Origin of the sequence: Tunturiibacter gelidiferens (assembly GCF_051013345.1) — a bacterium.
GTDB lineage: Bacteria > Acidobacteriota > Terriglobia > Terriglobales > Acidobacteriaceae > Edaphobacter > Edaphobacter gelidiferens_A.
Genome location: NZ_CP132939.1, coordinates 1,588,051 through 1,602,513 on the forward strand (window position 1 = coordinate 1,588,051; position 14,463 = coordinate 1,602,513).

At 59.4% G+C, this 14,463-nt stretch carries 17 protein-coding genes and 1 pseudogene; 8 read left to right on the forward strand and 10 right to left on the reverse strand.

From position 1 onward, the window contains the following. Window positions 1-85: 85 nt before the first annotated feature. From pyrR to RBB80_RS07850, 5 genes are all read right to left on the reverse strand, one after another. On the reverse strand, window positions 86-661 hold the full coding sequence (gene pyrR, locus RBB80_RS07830; protein WP_433967633.1) for a bifunctional pyr operon transcriptional regulator/uracil phosphoribosyltransferase PyrR: 576 nt from the start codon (window positions 659-661) through the stop codon (window positions 86-88). A gap of 132 nt (window positions 662-793) precedes the next feature. Beyond that, a complete protein-coding gene (locus RBB80_RS07835) occupies window positions 794-2,005 on the reverse strand; it encodes a hypothetical protein (RefSeq protein WP_433967634.1) in 1,212 nt (403 codons plus the stop codon). After that, window positions 2,002-2,391 carry a hypothetical protein gene (locus RBB80_RS07840; protein WP_433967635.1) on the reverse strand — a complete coding sequence of 130 codons (390 nt, stop codon included), beginning with the start codon at window positions 2,389-2,391 and terminating at the stop codon, window positions 2,002-2,004. Before RBB80_RS07840 ends, RBB80_RS07835 begins: the two co-directional genes overlap by 4 nt. 384 nt (window positions 2,392-2,775) lie before the next feature. Continuing rightward, a complete protein-coding gene (locus RBB80_RS07845; RefSeq protein ID WP_433967636.1) occupies window positions 2,776-3,369 on the reverse strand; it encodes a hypothetical protein in 594 nt (197 codons plus the stop codon). Between the two features lie 173 nt (window positions 3,370-3,542). Further along, window positions 3,543-4,166, reverse strand: a complete 624-nt coding sequence (locus RBB80_RS07850; protein ID WP_433967637.1) for a hypothetical protein — start codon at window positions 4,164-4,166, stop codon at window positions 3,543-3,545. Between the two features lie 367 nt (window positions 4,167-4,533). Between RBB80_RS07850 and RBB80_RS07855 the strand changes: the two are divergent. The 3 genes and pseudogenes from RBB80_RS07855 to RBB80_RS07865 all read left to right on the forward strand — a co-directional run. Continuing rightward, a pseudogene (locus RBB80_RS07855) lies at window positions 4,534-4,737 on the forward strand (oxidoreductase); the annotation flags it as partial. Window positions 4,738-4,913: 176 nt separating this feature from the next. Further along, window positions 4,914-5,582 carry a hypothetical protein gene (locus RBB80_RS07860; RefSeq protein WP_433967638.1) on the forward strand — a complete coding sequence of 223 codons (669 nt, stop codon included), beginning with the start codon at window positions 4,914-4,916 and terminating at the stop codon, window positions 5,580-5,582. Window positions 5,583-5,698: 116 nt separating this feature from the next. Further along, a complete protein-coding gene (locus RBB80_RS07865; protein WP_433967639.1) occupies window positions 5,699-6,217 on the forward strand; it encodes a MerR family transcriptional regulator in 519 nt (172 codons plus the stop codon). A 382-nt stretch (window positions 6,218-6,599) separates the two neighbouring features. Here RBB80_RS07865 and RBB80_RS07870 read toward each other — a convergent pair whose 3' ends face one another. From RBB80_RS07870 to RBB80_RS07885, 4 genes are all read right to left on the reverse strand, one after another. Further along, window positions 6,600-7,535, reverse strand: a complete 936-nt coding sequence (locus RBB80_RS07870) for a YeiH family protein (protein WP_433967640.1) — start codon at window positions 7,533-7,535, stop codon at window positions 6,600-6,602. 62 nt (window positions 7,536-7,597) lie between these two features. Further along, complete coding sequence (locus tag RBB80_RS07875) at window positions 7,598-8,089, reverse strand: hypothetical protein (protein ID WP_433967642.1); 492 nt, start codon at window positions 8,087-8,089, stop codon at window positions 7,598-7,600. Continuing rightward, window positions 8,086-8,334 carry a hypothetical protein gene (locus tag RBB80_RS07880; protein ID WP_433967643.1) on the reverse strand — a complete coding sequence of 83 codons (249 nt, stop codon included), beginning with the start codon at window positions 8,332-8,334 and terminating at the stop codon, window positions 8,086-8,088. The genes RBB80_RS07875 and RBB80_RS07880 overlap by 4 nt, the downstream gene beginning before the upstream one ends. Before the next feature lie 168 nt (window positions 8,335-8,502). Beyond that, window positions 8,503-8,667 (reverse strand): Trm112 family protein, encoded by a 165-nt coding sequence (locus RBB80_RS07885; RefSeq protein ID WP_433967644.1) that lies wholly within the window; start codon window positions 8,665-8,667, stop codon window positions 8,503-8,505. 61 nt (window positions 8,668-8,728) lie between these two features. On the opposite strand from RBB80_RS07885, the gene RBB80_RS07890 reads away from it, so the two are divergent. The 5 genes from RBB80_RS07890 (at window position 8,729) to RBB80_RS07910 (ending at window position 13,785) form a co-directional block, all read left to right on the forward strand. Further along, complete coding sequence (locus RBB80_RS07890; RefSeq protein ID WP_433967646.1) at window positions 8,729-9,667, forward strand: bifunctional 5,10-methylenetetrahydrofolate dehydrogenase/5,10-methenyltetrahydrofolate cyclohydrolase; 939 nt, start codon at window positions 8,729-8,731, stop codon at window positions 9,665-9,667. 4 nt (window positions 9,668-9,671) lie between these two features. Continuing rightward, window positions 9,672-10,325: a dephospho-CoA kinase gene (coaE, locus tag RBB80_RS07895; RefSeq protein ID WP_433967648.1), complete on the forward strand. Its 654-nt coding sequence runs from the start codon at window positions 9,672-9,674 to the stop codon at window positions 10,323-10,325. Window positions 10,326-10,472: 147 nt separating this feature from the next. Further along, window positions 10,473-11,021, forward strand: a complete 549-nt coding sequence (locus tag RBB80_RS07900; protein WP_433967650.1) for a hypothetical protein — start codon at window positions 10,473-10,475, stop codon at window positions 11,019-11,021. A 240-nt stretch (window positions 11,022-11,261) separates the two neighbouring features. Continuing rightward, window positions 11,262-12,479, forward strand: a complete 1,218-nt coding sequence (locus RBB80_RS07905; RefSeq protein WP_433969568.1) for a S1C family serine protease — start codon at window positions 11,262-11,264, stop codon at window positions 12,477-12,479. A gap of 373 nt (window positions 12,480-12,852) precedes the next feature. Next, on the forward strand, window positions 12,853-13,785 hold the full coding sequence (locus tag RBB80_RS07910; RefSeq protein ID WP_433967651.1) for a site-2 protease family protein: 933 nt from the start codon (window positions 12,853-12,855) through the stop codon (window positions 13,783-13,785). 12 nt (window positions 13,786-13,797) lie between these two features. Here RBB80_RS07910 and purN read toward each other — a convergent pair whose 3' ends face one another. Further along, window positions 13,798-14,418: a phosphoribosylglycinamide formyltransferase gene (purN, locus tag RBB80_RS07915; RefSeq protein ID WP_433967653.1), complete on the reverse strand. Its 621-nt coding sequence runs from the start codon at window positions 14,416-14,418 to the stop codon at window positions 13,798-13,800. Window positions 14,419-14,463: the final 45 nt, after the last annotated feature.

The following is a 14,463-nucleotide window of genomic DNA, read 5'->3' on the forward strand; positions in this document are numbered from 1 at the left end:
TCAAATCTCACCCCGACCAACGGGAGGGCCATCCGAAGGGGTATACAAGTCACGAAGTGACCGCCCCGCGCGGAGCGGGCCCGTCTCAATCCACCAGCTCAACCAGCAGCACCTGCTCCTGCCCATCGACCTCGTTCAACTTCACCTCGATAATCTCCCGCTTCGACGTAGGAATCAGCCGTCCCACGTAAGTCGCTTCAATCGGCAACTCACGATGCCCGCGGTCGATCAGCACCAGCAGCCGCACACTCTTCGGCCGGCCGTAATCAAACAGCGCATCCAGCGCCGCCCGAATCGTCCGCCCTGTATACAACACGTCGTCCATCAAAATAATGTCGCGCCCCGTCACATCGAACCCGATCGCCCCCGGCGTCACCTTCGGCCTCGGCCCATCCGTCGACAGATCGTCCCGATAGAAGCTGATATCCAGCACACCCACATCCACCGGATGCTTCTCGATCTTCTCGATCAGCACGCCCAGCCTCTGCGCCAGCGGAACGCCTCTTCGCCTAATCCCCACCAGGCCGACATTTTTGCTGCCGCCATGTTTTTCCACGATCTCATGCGCCAGCCGCACCAGCGTACGCTCGATCTCCGAGGCCGACATCAGCCTGCCCTTTTCACGAAACTTCGGCTTCCGAACTTCAGTATCTTCACTCATACAATTGCGCTTGATGATACCAGCCCGACCTGGCCAATGCAGTGGGAAAACATATCCGACGCATCACCCTTCTGCACACAATGCGCAGACCGAATCTGCCAGGAGCATCGAATGCGAGACCGCATCCTCCCCTTACTTGTTATGCGCCAGGTCCTGCGTCACCTTGTACTGGTTCGGAGAACCCGTGATCGCAATAGGAATCACCGCCCCAGCATTCTGCTTCTTGAAAAACGGAGCGAACGGCTTCAGCAGCACCGACTTGAAACCCGTCGTAACGTGCGACAGATCCGTCTGCATATGAAGATCGCCCACCATGTGGACACTCTTGTCGTAAAGGCTGAAGGTTCCTTTGACCTTCACCCCAGCTCCGGGAACCTGAAAATCGAGACCATCGGTCGAAACCACACCGTTCCGTATCCTCGCTGGACCCTTCAACGAGGAGAGAACTTCCTCATCTTCCCCCGCTGCCGGATCAGCCGCAGACGTTCCGCCCTCCGGTCGCTTCAGGCCTTGTGCCCGATCGCTGAAGGCTGAAAGCGACTGCTCCGTTCTCTTATCCGTAAGCCGTTCGTCAGGTATGTCGAAAGCCCCATCCATCCGGAGCCGCTCCAGAAACTTCCGTCCTCCCTCCGCAGCCGCAATAACCGCGTGGCTGTGCAGCCACACACTCCCCGTCACCGGAACCTTCTCCTTGAAAAACGGCCGCAAAACATCCTCCGCACGGCCCTTAGTTACTGTCAGGTCCAGGTTAGTCACCTTCGGCGCGCCCACAATCTGCCCACTCGCATGAACGGTGGTAGCGCCAACATGCGCGTCAACCGAATGAAGCACAATATTCCCGTTCAGACCGTTGATGGTGAGGTGCCCCAACGCTTCCAGCCGTGTCGGCTTGCCACGACCCACCGCAAAGTCCGGCGTCACCGAGTCCGCATCCGCTTCAATCGCCGTCAACGCTCCCTTAAAGTGACCCCTGCCCGAAAATGTCCCGCTTATTCCATGAATATCCCCCAGGTTCACTGGAGCAAAGCTAAACTCACCCGACACCGGGGTCGCTCCGAGATTATCTGGATACAGCGGGCCGAAGCTCCCGTTCGCCACAATGTGTCCGCCCGGTATCGCGTTCTGCATGTCCACGAAATACGAGATCGAACCACCTTTACGAAAATTGCGGATCACCAGTTGGTGAATTGGAAACGAGTAACGGCCCCCGTCCACCCGAAGTATGTCGAGATCCGCATCATGCACGTTCAACTCTTCCACCACAGTCGTCGGACCCGCAAAATCACCGCTGCTTCCGGGTGAGAAGTCCTCATGGTTGGCGCGGCTGCCTACCGGCGGAATCACCACATGCAGCCCCCGACATCCACCAGGCGCACCCGGTCTCGGAATAACACCAGATCCAGCCAGTTCCCTTGGACTATAAGATCTCGTGCAGAGCCGATCGGCGGAAGGTCCGGGGCCGAATTGCGGCGCAGCGTCAAACCGGTCGCCACGAAACCAGGATGAGGGAAGTAGATTCGATGATAGTGATCGATCTTGATCTGGCTGGCGAAGACCTTCTGCAGCAGCGGCTCCACATTGCGGTACCGGTACGGCCAGTGCACATCGATGACGCGCCAGGCCGCGAAACCTATGGCGACGCCTGCCAGAACGAGCAACCACTTTAGGCGGAGCTTGCGCGGTGGGGTCGAAGAAGATCTTTCAGGAATCACCGCTGGAGAGATCGCCACGAAAGTATTCCCCCAAACTCTCAGATATTAGGTTGGGTCGGAAGTATCAATTGAGCGGCAAAGCCCACAGACGAATCGCTCAAATCGACGTCCATCCCCCGTCTCGAATGTAGATGCAGTTTTGCCCGTTTGGGTCAGTTGCCCTCGGAAAGCTTGCCCTAATTGACTCCGGTCGTTGCGTCTGAGTTGCATAGCTCTCCGATGGGCTCAATCGGACGATAGTCAGCCGTGAGAGCCATCTTCTGCTTGGTTCGGTTCGGTAACGATGTTTCCGTACCGGTCATTCAGCAGTTGCCGACTGACCGAAAGTTGTCTCGGCACCCTATCCAGGCCTCCATCTTCCATGATTCTGGGGCCGCCTCGCCGGAGGCCACACGACCGGATCTACGCCGAAACCTTCCGCCGCGTCCGCATAAATCCACCCAGCGCCCCACCCACCGTCGACAACACCAGTAGCACGCCCGACACCATCGCAAACCCCGCCAGCATAATCCCCGCCCTCACCTCAGGCGAATACAGAAACCGCAGCACCTCCGGCGGCTCCGGCGCCGTCGCAGCGGCCTTCTCGATCTGAGCATGCAGCGCCTGCGTCAGATCCGCATCGAATCCCGCCATGCTGTGCAGCCCAAACCTCGCCACCAACCCCGCACCCGCCATCGCGACCGCAAGACACGAGACCAGCGCCAGGCCCACCACCACGCCAATCCGCGCTCCAATGCCGGCATCCATCCACGCCAGCGGCTTCCTCTTTTGATACAGCGCCAGCGTAATCATCGACCCGCTGATCGTCCACAGCCACGTCAGCGGCGACACCAACTGCACCCGCGCCGACACCACGCTCAGCACAGCCGCCACGCCCGCCACCAGCAGCGCACACCGAATCGCCGTCTTCCACTCCACCTGCTGCGGCCTCGGAGGCGGCGTCGCACCCGTCGTATCGCCCTCCGCGCCGTTGTTCTGCTCCTCATAGTCCTGCAAATAGATCTGCGGCGAACCGCAATGGGGGCAGAACGGCGACTCCCCAACACTGGCAGAAAGCTCGCCTCCGCAACGGTGACAGTACGCATGCATATCTTATGAAGCTACCCCACCCCAAAGGGCGCGGCAAGCGCAGCGACTCCGCCACACCACCCGAGCCTCACCCAACCGCGTTACTGTTTGGTCGAGTCGTTGTCATCGCCTACCGAGATACGTCCCGGCAGATCCAGCGCCACCATCCCGATCTTCGTTCCGCTGCCTTCAGGATCGATCCCGACGATATGCTGATGCTGCTTGGAACCAGCCTTCAACTCCATCTTGCCCGACAGATCGTTGTCCACCTTGACGTGATTCTTCTGATCGTCCGCGCAGGTCAACCCCTCCGCCGTCCGCGTCTGCGAACTCGCCGGCTTGTTGTTCTGGCACTGAATCACATCCCCATATCGTCCCAGCGCCTTGCGATAAAACGCCGCCACCAGATCCGGACTATCGGGCGTCGTGTAACTGGCCGCCTTCACCTTCAGCGAAAAACTGCCGAAACTCAAATTAATATCGGCCGCCCCGTCGTTCTTATCCTTCTTCTTCACCATCACAGCGCCCGGATACACAGGCAGCCCAATCGCATCGACGCCTGCCGCTTCATTCGTCTTCACCGACATTCCGCCAAACGGCGTAGCAATCTTCACATTATCGGCATCGCCATGTTTGTCATTCTCGATCCGGCAGCCGCTCATCAACATCATCGACGTTGCCATCGTCGCTGCCAGCATCGCCGCCGTACTCTGGTTCACCCGCATCTTGAGCCTCCATTCAGTCAGAAAAACAATACGCTCTCTTGTCGCCTGAGGTTCCGTCTTGCAGTCTGCTCGAAAAAATCCGGAATGCTTGGCGTATTTTTCAGCTACCAAATGACCGCTGTTTTTTCTCCACGTCCACCACGCATTTCACCACATCTTCACCACGAATAAACCACAAAAATCTGCGACTTCCACCGAAAACCACCCATATACCACCGCAAAAATTTAATCCGTAAGGGTTGACTGTCCCTTCAGATCCAAATCCAACCCGCCACATCCAATAGGAGTGACCCAGCCAACCAACCACCTCTTCGCTCCTCTCAAGCTCCGCGGCCTCACGCTTCCAAACCGAATCGCCGTATCCCCTATGTGCGAATACTCTTCGATGGACGGTTTTGCCAACGATTGGCACCTCGTCCACCTCGGCAGCCGCGCCATTGGCGGCGCCGGCCTCATCATCACCGAAGCCAACGCCGTCAGCCCCGAAGCCCGCATCACCCCAGGCGACCTTGGCATCTGGAAGGACGACCACATCCCCGAGCTCAAACGCATCACCGCCTTCCTCCATCAGCACGGCGCCTACGCCGGCACCCAACTAGCCCACGCCGGCCGCAAAGCCAGCATGTCCGTCCCATGGGAAAAGGTCCGCACCATGCCCGCCTCCGAGGGCGGCTGGCAGCCCGTAGCCCCCTCCGCCATCCGCTTCGACGAAGCCTACCCCTGCCCAACGCTCTCGACCGCGCCGGCATGGATAAAATCATCGCCGACTTCGTCGCAGCCACTCATCGCGCCCTCGCCGCCGGCTTCGACCTCGTCGAGATCCACGCCGCACACGGCTACCTCCTGCACGAGTTCCTCTCCCCGCTCTCCAACCAGCGCACCGACCAGTACGGCGGAAGCTTCGAAAACCGCGCCCGCTTTCCCCTCGAAGTAGTAAAAGCCGTACGCGCCACATGGCCCCAGCATCTACCTCTCTTCGTCCGCATCTCAGCCACCGACTGGGCACCGGAGTCGCTCGGCGCAAGCTGGGATCTCTCGCAGTCCGTTGCCTTCTCCAAGCTCCTCAAGCGGGCAAACGTCGATTTAGTAGACGTCTCCACCGGCGGCAACCACCCCGCTCAGCAGATCCCAGTAGGCTCCGGCTACCAGGTCCATCACTCCGACGCCATTCGCCGCGAGGCCGGAATCCCCACCGCCGCAGTCGGCATGATCACCGAGCCGGCCCAGGCAGACCAGATCATCCGCACCAGTCAGGCTGACCTCATCCTGCTGGCGCGCGAGCTACTCCGCAACCCCTACTGGCCCCTTCACGCGGCTGCGGTTCTCCACCAGTCCACCACCTGGCCCGTCCAGTACCTCCGCAGCGCCCGCGGAAAGACCGAGCCTCGCCAGCCCGTCACCACCCCAGGTGCCTGAAAATTCAACAGCTCCGACCCGGGAAAAATACAAACCATCCAGACCGAGTGGCCTATACTGGCAGCAGCCGAACGATACACCACACCCGCCGGGCAGGCGGTTCCGGAGCTTCTGGCATGGCGCAGCACCAGCCAATCCGCAAAACCACCCCACCCTCCGGGTCCGACATCCCCGACAAGCTCTACTTCCGCATCGGTGAGGTCGCTAAACTCTGCGACGTTCCCGCTTACGTCCTTCGCTTCTGGGAAAGCGAGTTCCCTCAGCTCAAGCCGCACAAAGGCGGTACTGGCCAGCGTCTTTACCGACGTCGCGATGTAGAAATGGCTCTCCGCATCAAAAGCCTCCTCTACAACGAGGGCTACACGATCCCAGGCGCCCGTCAGGTCTTCAAAAGTGAACTCAGGCAGCGCGAGCCGCAACTGGCTCTTACCATCGAAGGCGCGCCCACCAGCATCGACTCGCGCCAACTCCGCAAACTACATAAAGACCTCCGCGATCTCCACACCCTGCTCTCCAAATCACCGGCCCGACCTACCGTGCACCCGATCCGCGCGCCGCGCACATCGGCCACCTCGCGCCGGACTCCGGAAAAACTCTTCAACCTTCCCCTTCTTCCCGAAGAGGATAAGAGTTGAAGATGAGATTCAAGGACGATCACAAGCAGAGTTCCCGCCGCAGACACTCCTCCCACACTCGCACCCCGTACCTCGGAACCGAGTCTCGCAATGGCGCTCCCATCCGATGCCAGTACTGCTCCGGCCAGAGCTTCCGCCGATCCAGCCTTCGGTCGCAAGACCTCACCGAAATACTCCTCATGCGCTATCCCGTACGCTGCCTCCGCTGCAGCCAGCGACAGCTGGTGAGCTTCACAGTCGCCGGCCTCTCCATCTCCTCCAGCATCAAAATAAAAAGAGAGGCAGTCGAAACAGCCTCCCCGTCCAGTGGAAAGATCCTTTCAAAGACAGAAGCGGCGACCAGCCGAAGGCCACCGCCTCGACGCCCCCGACCGCTAGCTCCTCACAGCGAGATCCATCCAACGTGGATCGCCCATAGCGACAAGCTTGCCACCACAATCCAAAGCGCGATCCCCTGCACCATCGGCCTGACACCCACTTCCTTCAGCGTCTCCCGCGTAATGCCAGTACCAATCAAAAACAACACCACAGTCAAAGCCGCGCGCCCCAACCTGTTCAGAGCCGCAAACAGCGGCACGGACTGCGGCATATAACGTGGCACATAACTCGCTGCCACCGCCGCAAAGCAGAAGTACAGAATGAACCAAGGCCACTGCACCTTCGCCTTGCTCTTCTTGAGCATCGCCGTAGCAATCGCCAGCGGCACAATCCACAGTGCCCGCGCCAGCTTCACCGTCGTTCCTACAGCCAGCGCCGTCGGCCCATACTTCGCCCCCGCACCCACCACCGAACTCGTGTCATGAATCGCCAGCGCCGACCACAACCCAAACTGCGTCTGCGAGAAGTTCATCAGGTGCCCAATCAACGGAAACAGCAGCAACGCCACCGAGTTGAGCACAAACACCGTGCCCAGTGAGACCGCCATCTCTTCTTCATTCGCGTTCAGCACCGGTCCCATCGCCGCGATCGCGCTTCCTCCGCAGATCGCAGTTCCAAAGCTGATCAGCAGCGACTGCGTCTTCCCCACCTGCAGCAGCTTACCCAGCGCGACTCCCAGAGCCAGTGCAAACGTGATGCTGATCGCGGTGTATAGAAACCCCGACGCTCCCGCGTGCACGACCTCCTTCAGGTTCATCCCGAATCCCAGGCAGACCACGGCAGCCTGCAGCAGAAACTTCGACAGGTCCCGTCCCTCTCCGTGAAACGTATGCACCGTGCTCAACCCAAACGCGAGACCCGCGGCCAACGCAAGCGGAGGCCCGATCAACCCGCTCGCCGAAACAATAATTCCAATATAAAAAAGATTCTTCTTCCACATGCTTAAAGCATGCGCGTCTCCCAACTACGGGTCGAGACGTACTTTCCGATTATCGATAAATATTACTTATCAGCCACATCAGCTATCTCGAGTCGACCGTACCCAACGGCGAGGCCGGTAGCCCCTGAAAGTTTGCGAAGAGTTCGAAATAAGATTTGCCGTTTGGGCGCAGGGTGCATTGGGCGATTAGCGCGGGGGCGGGTGAAGGCACGGAAGAGTCTACGCCAGCGGGGAGCGGAGAAACCCGCGAGAGCCAGCCGTACGTACTCTATCTGCGAACCCGGCTCCCGTCCGGCGATCCGATCGATTCCGTTAGCGAGATTGGTCTTTACGAGCTGTGGAGGATCAGATTGCTCCGCGCTTTGCTCTTCGCCAACGAGCGACGTCCCTACGGGGAGAGTGAGCGTGAGACGAAGGAGAATAGAGCAGCGAGAGCCAGCGGGCATGGGCATAGTGTAGCTGACGGAATTGCCGCCCGAAAGATTTTTTTGACTCAGTCTCGCGCGGTGCGTTGTTCCAGCCGGAAGGAGCCATGTGAAGGTGCGGGCCTTCACATCACCTGCGCGATCTTCTCCAACTCCTCCTGAAGGCAAGGCAAAGAGCAGCTGATCGATTCCATCCGGAACGCCGCTTTACGCGCATCCTGCGTGGAGACGCCGTAGCCGCGCGCGACAAGAAAGTTGCTGATGAGATCGGCGGCCTGCCAGGAGTCGAGACCCGACTTCATCAGATCTTCCCGCAACCCGGAGAGATCGGCATCGGTGAACTTTTCGACATGGGCGCCTTTTACCTTTGTCATCTGTGCTTCTCCTGCCCGGTGTGTGTCCGTCAGTTTATCTGTGATGTTAGACGTCATAAATTGACTGAGGTCGTGCTCTCTTTCTGAATGCGCCATTGATCGATCGCAGAGTGTATCTCCAGGGACTTTACGACGAGATGGCCCGGAAAGTTTCCTTGAGTCAATAGATCAGAGAGCACGGTCCGCGAGCAGTACAGGAATGTCGTCGACCACCGGGTAGCGTCGCCCGCATCCCTTGCACGAGATGACATCGCCCAAGCGTACGAGTTGCTGGCGGCATACCGGACAGACGACGTACCGCAGATCTTCGGCCGGCAGGGATTGCGCGCTCACGAAACTATCTTACCGTCAGGGGGACCGGAGAGCGCGATACCATGAAAGATGTATGGATGACATGAAGAGAACTCCAACGATTTTGGACGGCGTTGTGATCGCCGGTCAGATCAAGGCCGAAGTCGCGGTCGAGGTTCAAGCTCTGGTGACTCGCGGCATCACTCCTGGGTTGGCGGTGATTCTGGTCGGCGAGTCGCCTGCGTCGCAGATTTACGTTCGCACCAAGGTGAAGACCTGCGGCGAGTTGGGAATCTTCAGCGAGATGATCACGCCGCCGGAGAGCGTCACGACCGAGGAGATGCTGGCGCTGGTCGCGGCCCTCAACGACCGCGAGGACATCGACGGAATCCTGATTCAACTTCCGCTGCCGAAGCACGTAGATACCAAGCGGCTGCTCGAGGCTGTAGCGCCGGACAAAGATGTGGATGGGTTTCATCCCGTGAATGTAGGCCGGCTGCAGAGCGGTCAGCCGGGATTGGCTCCCTGTACTCCGGCGGGTATCCTCGAGATCCTGCGCCGTAGCGAATTGCCAATCGCCGGACAGAACGCGGTCGTCGTGGGGCGATCGGATATCGTGGGCAAGCCCACGGCGGTGATGTTGCTGAACGCCTCTGCCACCGTGACGGTATGCCACAGCAAAACTGTTGACCTCGGTAGCTTCACGCGCGAGGCCGATCTTCTGGTGGCAGCGATCGGGCGCGCGGGATTCGTGACAGCGGAGATGGTCAAGCCGGGCGCAACGCTGATCGATGTCGGAATCAATCGCATCACGGACGCTGCGGAGGTCGAAGAGTTCTTCCCCGGCGATCCAAACCGGGCAGCGGCTTTCGCCAAGCGCGGATCAGTTGTGGTCGGGGATATTCATCCGGCTGCGTTCGCGGTGTCGGGCGCGTACACCCCGGTCCCAGGTGGCGTCGGCGCGTTAACGATTGCAATGCTCATGCAGAATACGGTGGTGGCTGCGAGGCTGCGGCGCGGAATCTCGCTGGGGAACAAGTAGCTCTATGCTGCGTGTCGGCCTCACTGGCGGGTTGGGAAGCGGAAAATCCACCGCAGCGAAGTTGTTTGCGGCTCACGGGGCGCACATCCTGCAGTCGGACGCGATCGGACGCGAGCTCATGGAGTTGGGCCAGCCGATCTACGACGGCATGGTCGCGCACTTTGGTCCGGATGTGGTTCTCGCCGATGGAACTCTTGATCGTGCCGCCCTGGCGCGCATCGCCTTCGCGGAGGGTCGCGTTGAAGAATTAAATGCGATCGCGCATCCGTTGGTGATCGCACGTCAGATGGAGTTGACTGAGAAGATCATGCAGCAGGAACCTCACGCCGTTGTGATGGTGGAGTCGGCGTTGATCTTCGAGACGCGCTATGGTGCAGATGGTTCGCGCTGGCGGAGCCGTTTCGACAGGATCATTCTGGTGACGGCTCCGGAAGAGGTGAAGATCGCGCGATTCGTCGCTCGTTGCTCCACCGGCAGGATGATCAGCGAGGAGGAGCGCGCGGAACTTGAAGCAGAGGCACGTCGCAGACTGGCTCAGCAGATCTCCGATGAGCAGAAGAGCGCTTTGTCCGACTATGTGCTGACTAATGGCGGCGCGCTGACGGAGCTGGAATGGCAGGTCGATCAGCTCTGGCCGATCCTCGAAGCTGCAGCGTAAACAAGCCTCTGTCCCGGACTCCGGGGGAACGGGCTGCATCAAATCCCTAACATTTTGGATGTCTCCAGATGATGCATTCCGATCTTCTGCCGATGAAGGGACTGTGTCAGACAGGCACACTTCACCGAGGGATAAGGAGACAGGCAGATGATCCGGCAAGCTATCAATTGCGATATCTGTGCAGCAGAGAAGCAGACGAGTAACTACTGGTTCGTCGCTTACGAACAGGGCGGCGAGTTGAAGCTGCGGGGTTGGGAGACGCCGAAGAACTCGCGCAAGGGCGCCAAGCATCTGTGTGGACAGAAGTGTGCGCAGCGCATGATGGCAAACTTCATGGCTTCACTGATGGCGACGGTTCATAGCAACGAACAGGATGTTGAGTCGGCATTGGAAGGAATTGAGGTCGCGGCGAAGAGCCAGGAAGTGGAGATAACCCATCGCCCAGAACGCTCCGAACGTGCCGAAAGGCCTGAGCGCGCAGACAGATCTGATCGGCTCGATCGCACCGACCGTTCGCTCGTGGGTCGCGCAAGCATTGACAGCGCTGACCTCGAAGCCGAATCCTGGGCCGGCCCGGTGAAGGTCAAGGAGGAGCCGTGGGAGGTGCAGGCCAAACGGCAACCCGAACGCGAGAACTTCCTCCATGCGCCGCGCATCAAGCCGTCGGCACTCAATCGGTTGCAGCGAATGGTGTAAGTAAGCGCAGACTTGCCCTCCCCGGGTATGGATCGGGAGCACGACAGACTTCAACTTCCTGGTGTTCTCGAAGAGCGGGACGAATCCGGTCCCGCTTTCCAACTCTTCAGACAATCCTGATGGACCCTTTTGATAGGATCCGCGGCCTTATGCTCCTGCGCAGGGGAGCGCGCGCCTCGATACAATTGAATGTGTCGGTCTTTCGCAACCGGCTATTTGAAAGATCAGGTCGTGCTCACGATGAAACTGCGCCCCGTTCTCCTTGTGGTCCTTCTTCTCTCCGGCTTCTACTACCTGACTACGCATGTCTGGTCGACGGGAGCCGTCTCGCCGTGGCTGCATCGCGCCACGCCTGCCGCATCCTTGATTCCGACGAACACCGCCGCCGTGAATGGCCCGCTCGGCACCTTTGAGTTGACCGAAGCCAATGCCGCGCCCGCCTACGACACGGAGGAGCAGCAGAATATTGCCGTCTACAAGAAAGCCCTTCCCTCGGTGGTCAACATCACTTCGACCGCGATCGCGATGGACTTCTTCTACGGTCCGGTTCCGCAACAGGGACAAGGGTCCGGATTCATTCTGGACAAGCAGGGCCACATCCTGACCAACGATCACGTCATTGATAACGCTCAGCGCGTCGAGGTCACGCTCTCAGACAAGCACAAGTACAAGGCCACCGTGGTTGGGGTGGATAAAGGGCATGATCTCGCACTGCTTCTGATCAACAATGCTCCTAACCTTCAGCCGGCGACGCTTGCCGAATCGCAGAGCCTGACCGTCGGCCAGCGCGTCTACGCGATTGGCAATCCGTTTGGCCTGTCCGGCACGATGACGCGCGGAATCATCTCCGCGATACGGTCGATTCGCGGGCCGAACAACAACCCCATCGAAGACGCGATTCAGACCGACGCCAGCGTCAATCCGGGCAACTCCGGCGGACCACTCCTTAATTCGCGCGGCGAGGTCATTGGCATCACCACTCTCATCGCTTCAAATGGTGTTGATCAATCGGCAGGCATAGGTTTTGCCATCCCGGTCAATACCGCCAAAGCCGTCATCGCAGACTTCGCGAAGTACGGGCGAATCCGTCGTCCCTCGCTCGACATTGCCACGCTTGCGATTGGGCCGGAGGTCGCCGACCAGATCGGTTTGGCCGCCGACTACGGTCTGTTGATTGAGCGCGTTCTGCCCGGCGGCGCAGCGGAGAAGGCCGGTCTGCATGGAGGAACTCAGAGAGCCTACCAGGGAAACATGCCGGTGATGCTGGGGGGCGATCTGATCGTCGCGATGGACGGACAGGAGATCACAAACGCGCAGGATCTGGCGGCGGTGATGAACTCGCATAAGGCAGGCGACGAGGTAACTCTCACGATCTTCCGCGGGCGCAAACGGCTCGATGTGAAGGTAAAGCTGAACGATGCAACCGAGCAGCAGGGACAGGCAGGTCGCGAGACTTAAAGCTGTCCTGCCGGACGGGCCCAGTGCGCGTGGAGCGGTCACTTCGTGACGCGTATACCTTTTCTTGCAGCTACGATCTATTGTGGTGCTCACGTTAGCCAGGATCATCTTTCCTCCGACCAACGGGAGGACCCATGCTTACCCCGCCGAGACCGGTATACAAGTCACGAAGTGACCGCTCCACGCGCACTGGGCCCGTCCGGCGGGACAGCTTCTGAAATCGTCCTGCCAAAAGTGGAGCATGGTTGCGGACGAACGGATAAAATAGACACAGATGCTTCTACGGCTGACCTGGTGTGACTGAAACGACCCCTCCGCTACTACTCCTGATCCGATTCACAACTGTCCCGATTGTGGTCTTTGGCTGCCACCGATGACGCTCGCCTGTCCAGAGTGTCATTCGATCGTCTATGCCCGACACCTGAAGGGGCTTGGACAACTGGCAGTATCGCAGGAGCAGGAGCGGGCCTGGCCGCAGGCTCGTGAGACCTGGCAGCAGATGCTCCAGTGGCTGCCCGCCGATACGGAACAGAGCCAGATGGTGGCAGGGCACCTCGCGGCGATCGACGGACGAATTCAGCAAGGGGAGCAACGAACGGCCACCTGGAAGAAGAGGCTGGGCCCATTGGCTCCCGCTGCGTTCTTCCTGCTGAAGGCCAAGACCTTTCTGCTCGCTCTGTTGAAGTTCAAATTTCTGTTCAGTTTCTTCGCCTTTTTCGGGGTCTACTGGGCGCTCTTTGGGTGGAGATTTGGTCTGGGCTTCGCGGTGTCGATCCTCATCCACGAGCTCGGACACTATGTCGCAGCCCGGCGTCGCGGATTGAAGGCTGATCTTCCAGTGTTCCTGCCTGGACTTGGCGCGTATGTGCGCTGGTACAGCATGGGAATTTCGCTCGACGCGCTCTCGAGTATCGCCTTAGCGGGGCCGTTCGCCGGGTTGCTGGCTGCGGCAGCGTGCGCGGCTATGTATTTTTTCACCAAAGTCGAACTTTGGGCCGCGCTAGCTCACGCGGGCGCATGGCTAAATCTCATAAATCTGGTGCCGGTGTTGGGTCTTGACGGCGCGCAGGCGACCCACGCGCTAAATCGTATGCAGCGCGGCCTGATCCTGGCCGCCGCCATTCTCTTCTTTGCGTTCCTGCATGAAGGAGTCTTTCTGTTCATCGCAGCCGGTATGGCTTGGCGTCTCTTTACGGGCGCGGCCCCGGAGAGCCCGAGCAGCGCGACGATGATTCGCTACACACTGCTGCTGTTCGCGCTCGGAGCGCTGATGGGTCTCGTGCCCGATACGATGCGTCGGTTTTGACTCCGTCTCTCCTCAGAGGTCTTTGTCAGGGCTGTTGCGGATGTAACGGCGATCCCGTATGGAATATTCGCCGCTGAGCACGGCGGCGATGGCCTCCGGATAGGCACGGTGCTCCTGTTCAAGGATGCGAGCCGACAATGTCTCGTCGGTATCGTCGTCGTGCACCGGCACGGTCTTCTGCAAGATGATGACGCCGTGATCTACTGCCTCATCGACAAAGTGCACCGTACATCCAGCTACCTTCGCCCCGTAGTTCAGGGCCTGTTCTTGTGCGTCGAGTCCGGGAAAGGCGGGCAGCAATGACGGATGCACGTTGAGAATGCGGTTCGGAAACGCCCCCACGAAGACCGGCGAGATGATGCGCATATATCCCGCCAGGCAGACCAAATCCACCTTGTGCTGATGCAGACGCGCAATCATCTCCGCGTCATGCTCAGCGCGTTTGCGGCCAACCGAAGGAATTCCAAACGCTGGAATATTCAGCTCGCGTGCCGCCGACAGCCCAGGAGCATCTTCAAGATTCGACAAGACCACGGCAATTTCCGCTCCGAGCAGCCGCTGCTCATGAATAGCCTTCGCGATCGCAAGAAAATTTGAGCCTCTGCCGGAGAGAAGAATTCCAAGTCGCTGCATGAAGGGTCCCTTGCTTAGATTTTAGGCGACGGCTGCGGTCCATGT

Coding starts and splice junctions, on each gene's coding strand:
- pyrR (WP_433967633.1), bottom strand. CDS start 661: ATGAGTGAAGATACTGAAGTTCGGAAGCCGAAGTTTCGTGAAAAGGGC.
- RBB80_RS07850 (WP_433967637.1), bottom strand. CDS start 4,166: ATGCGGGTGAACCAGAGTACGGCGGCGATGCTGGCAGCGACGATGGCA.
- RBB80_RS07860 (WP_433967638.1), top strand. CDS start 4,914: ATGGATAAAATCATCGCCGACTTCGTCGCAGCCACTCATCGCGCCCTC.
- RBB80_RS07865 (WP_433967639.1), top strand. CDS start 5,699: ATGGCGCAGCACCAGCCAATCCGCAAAACCACCCCACCCTCCGGGTCC.
- RBB80_RS07870 (WP_433967640.1), bottom strand. CDS start 7,535: ATGTGGAAGAAGAATCTTTTTTATATTGGAATTATTGTTTCGGCGAGC.
- RBB80_RS07880 (WP_433967643.1), bottom strand. CDS start 8,334: ATGACAAAGGTAAAAGGCGCCCATGTCGAAAAGTTCACCGATGCCGAT.
- RBB80_RS07890 (WP_433967646.1), top strand. CDS start 8,729: ATGAAGAGAACTCCAACGATTTTGGACGGCGTTGTGATCGCCGGTCAG.
- coaE (WP_433967648.1), top strand. CDS start 9,672: ATGCTGCGTGTCGGCCTCACTGGCGGGTTGGGAAGCGGAAAATCCACC.
- RBB80_RS07900 (WP_433967650.1), top strand. CDS start 10,473: ATGATCCGGCAAGCTATCAATTGCGATATCTGTGCAGCAGAGAAGCAG.
- RBB80_RS07905 (WP_433969568.1), top strand. CDS start 11,262: ATGAAACTGCGCCCCGTTCTCCTTGTGGTCCTTCTTCTCTCCGGCTTC.
- RBB80_RS07910 (WP_433967651.1), top strand. CDS start 12,853: ATGACGCTCGCCTGTCCAGAGTGTCATTCGATCGTCTATGCCCGACAC.
- purN (WP_433967653.1), bottom strand. CDS start 14,418: ATGCAGCGACTTGGAATTCTTCTCTCCGGCAGAGGCTCAAATTTTCTT.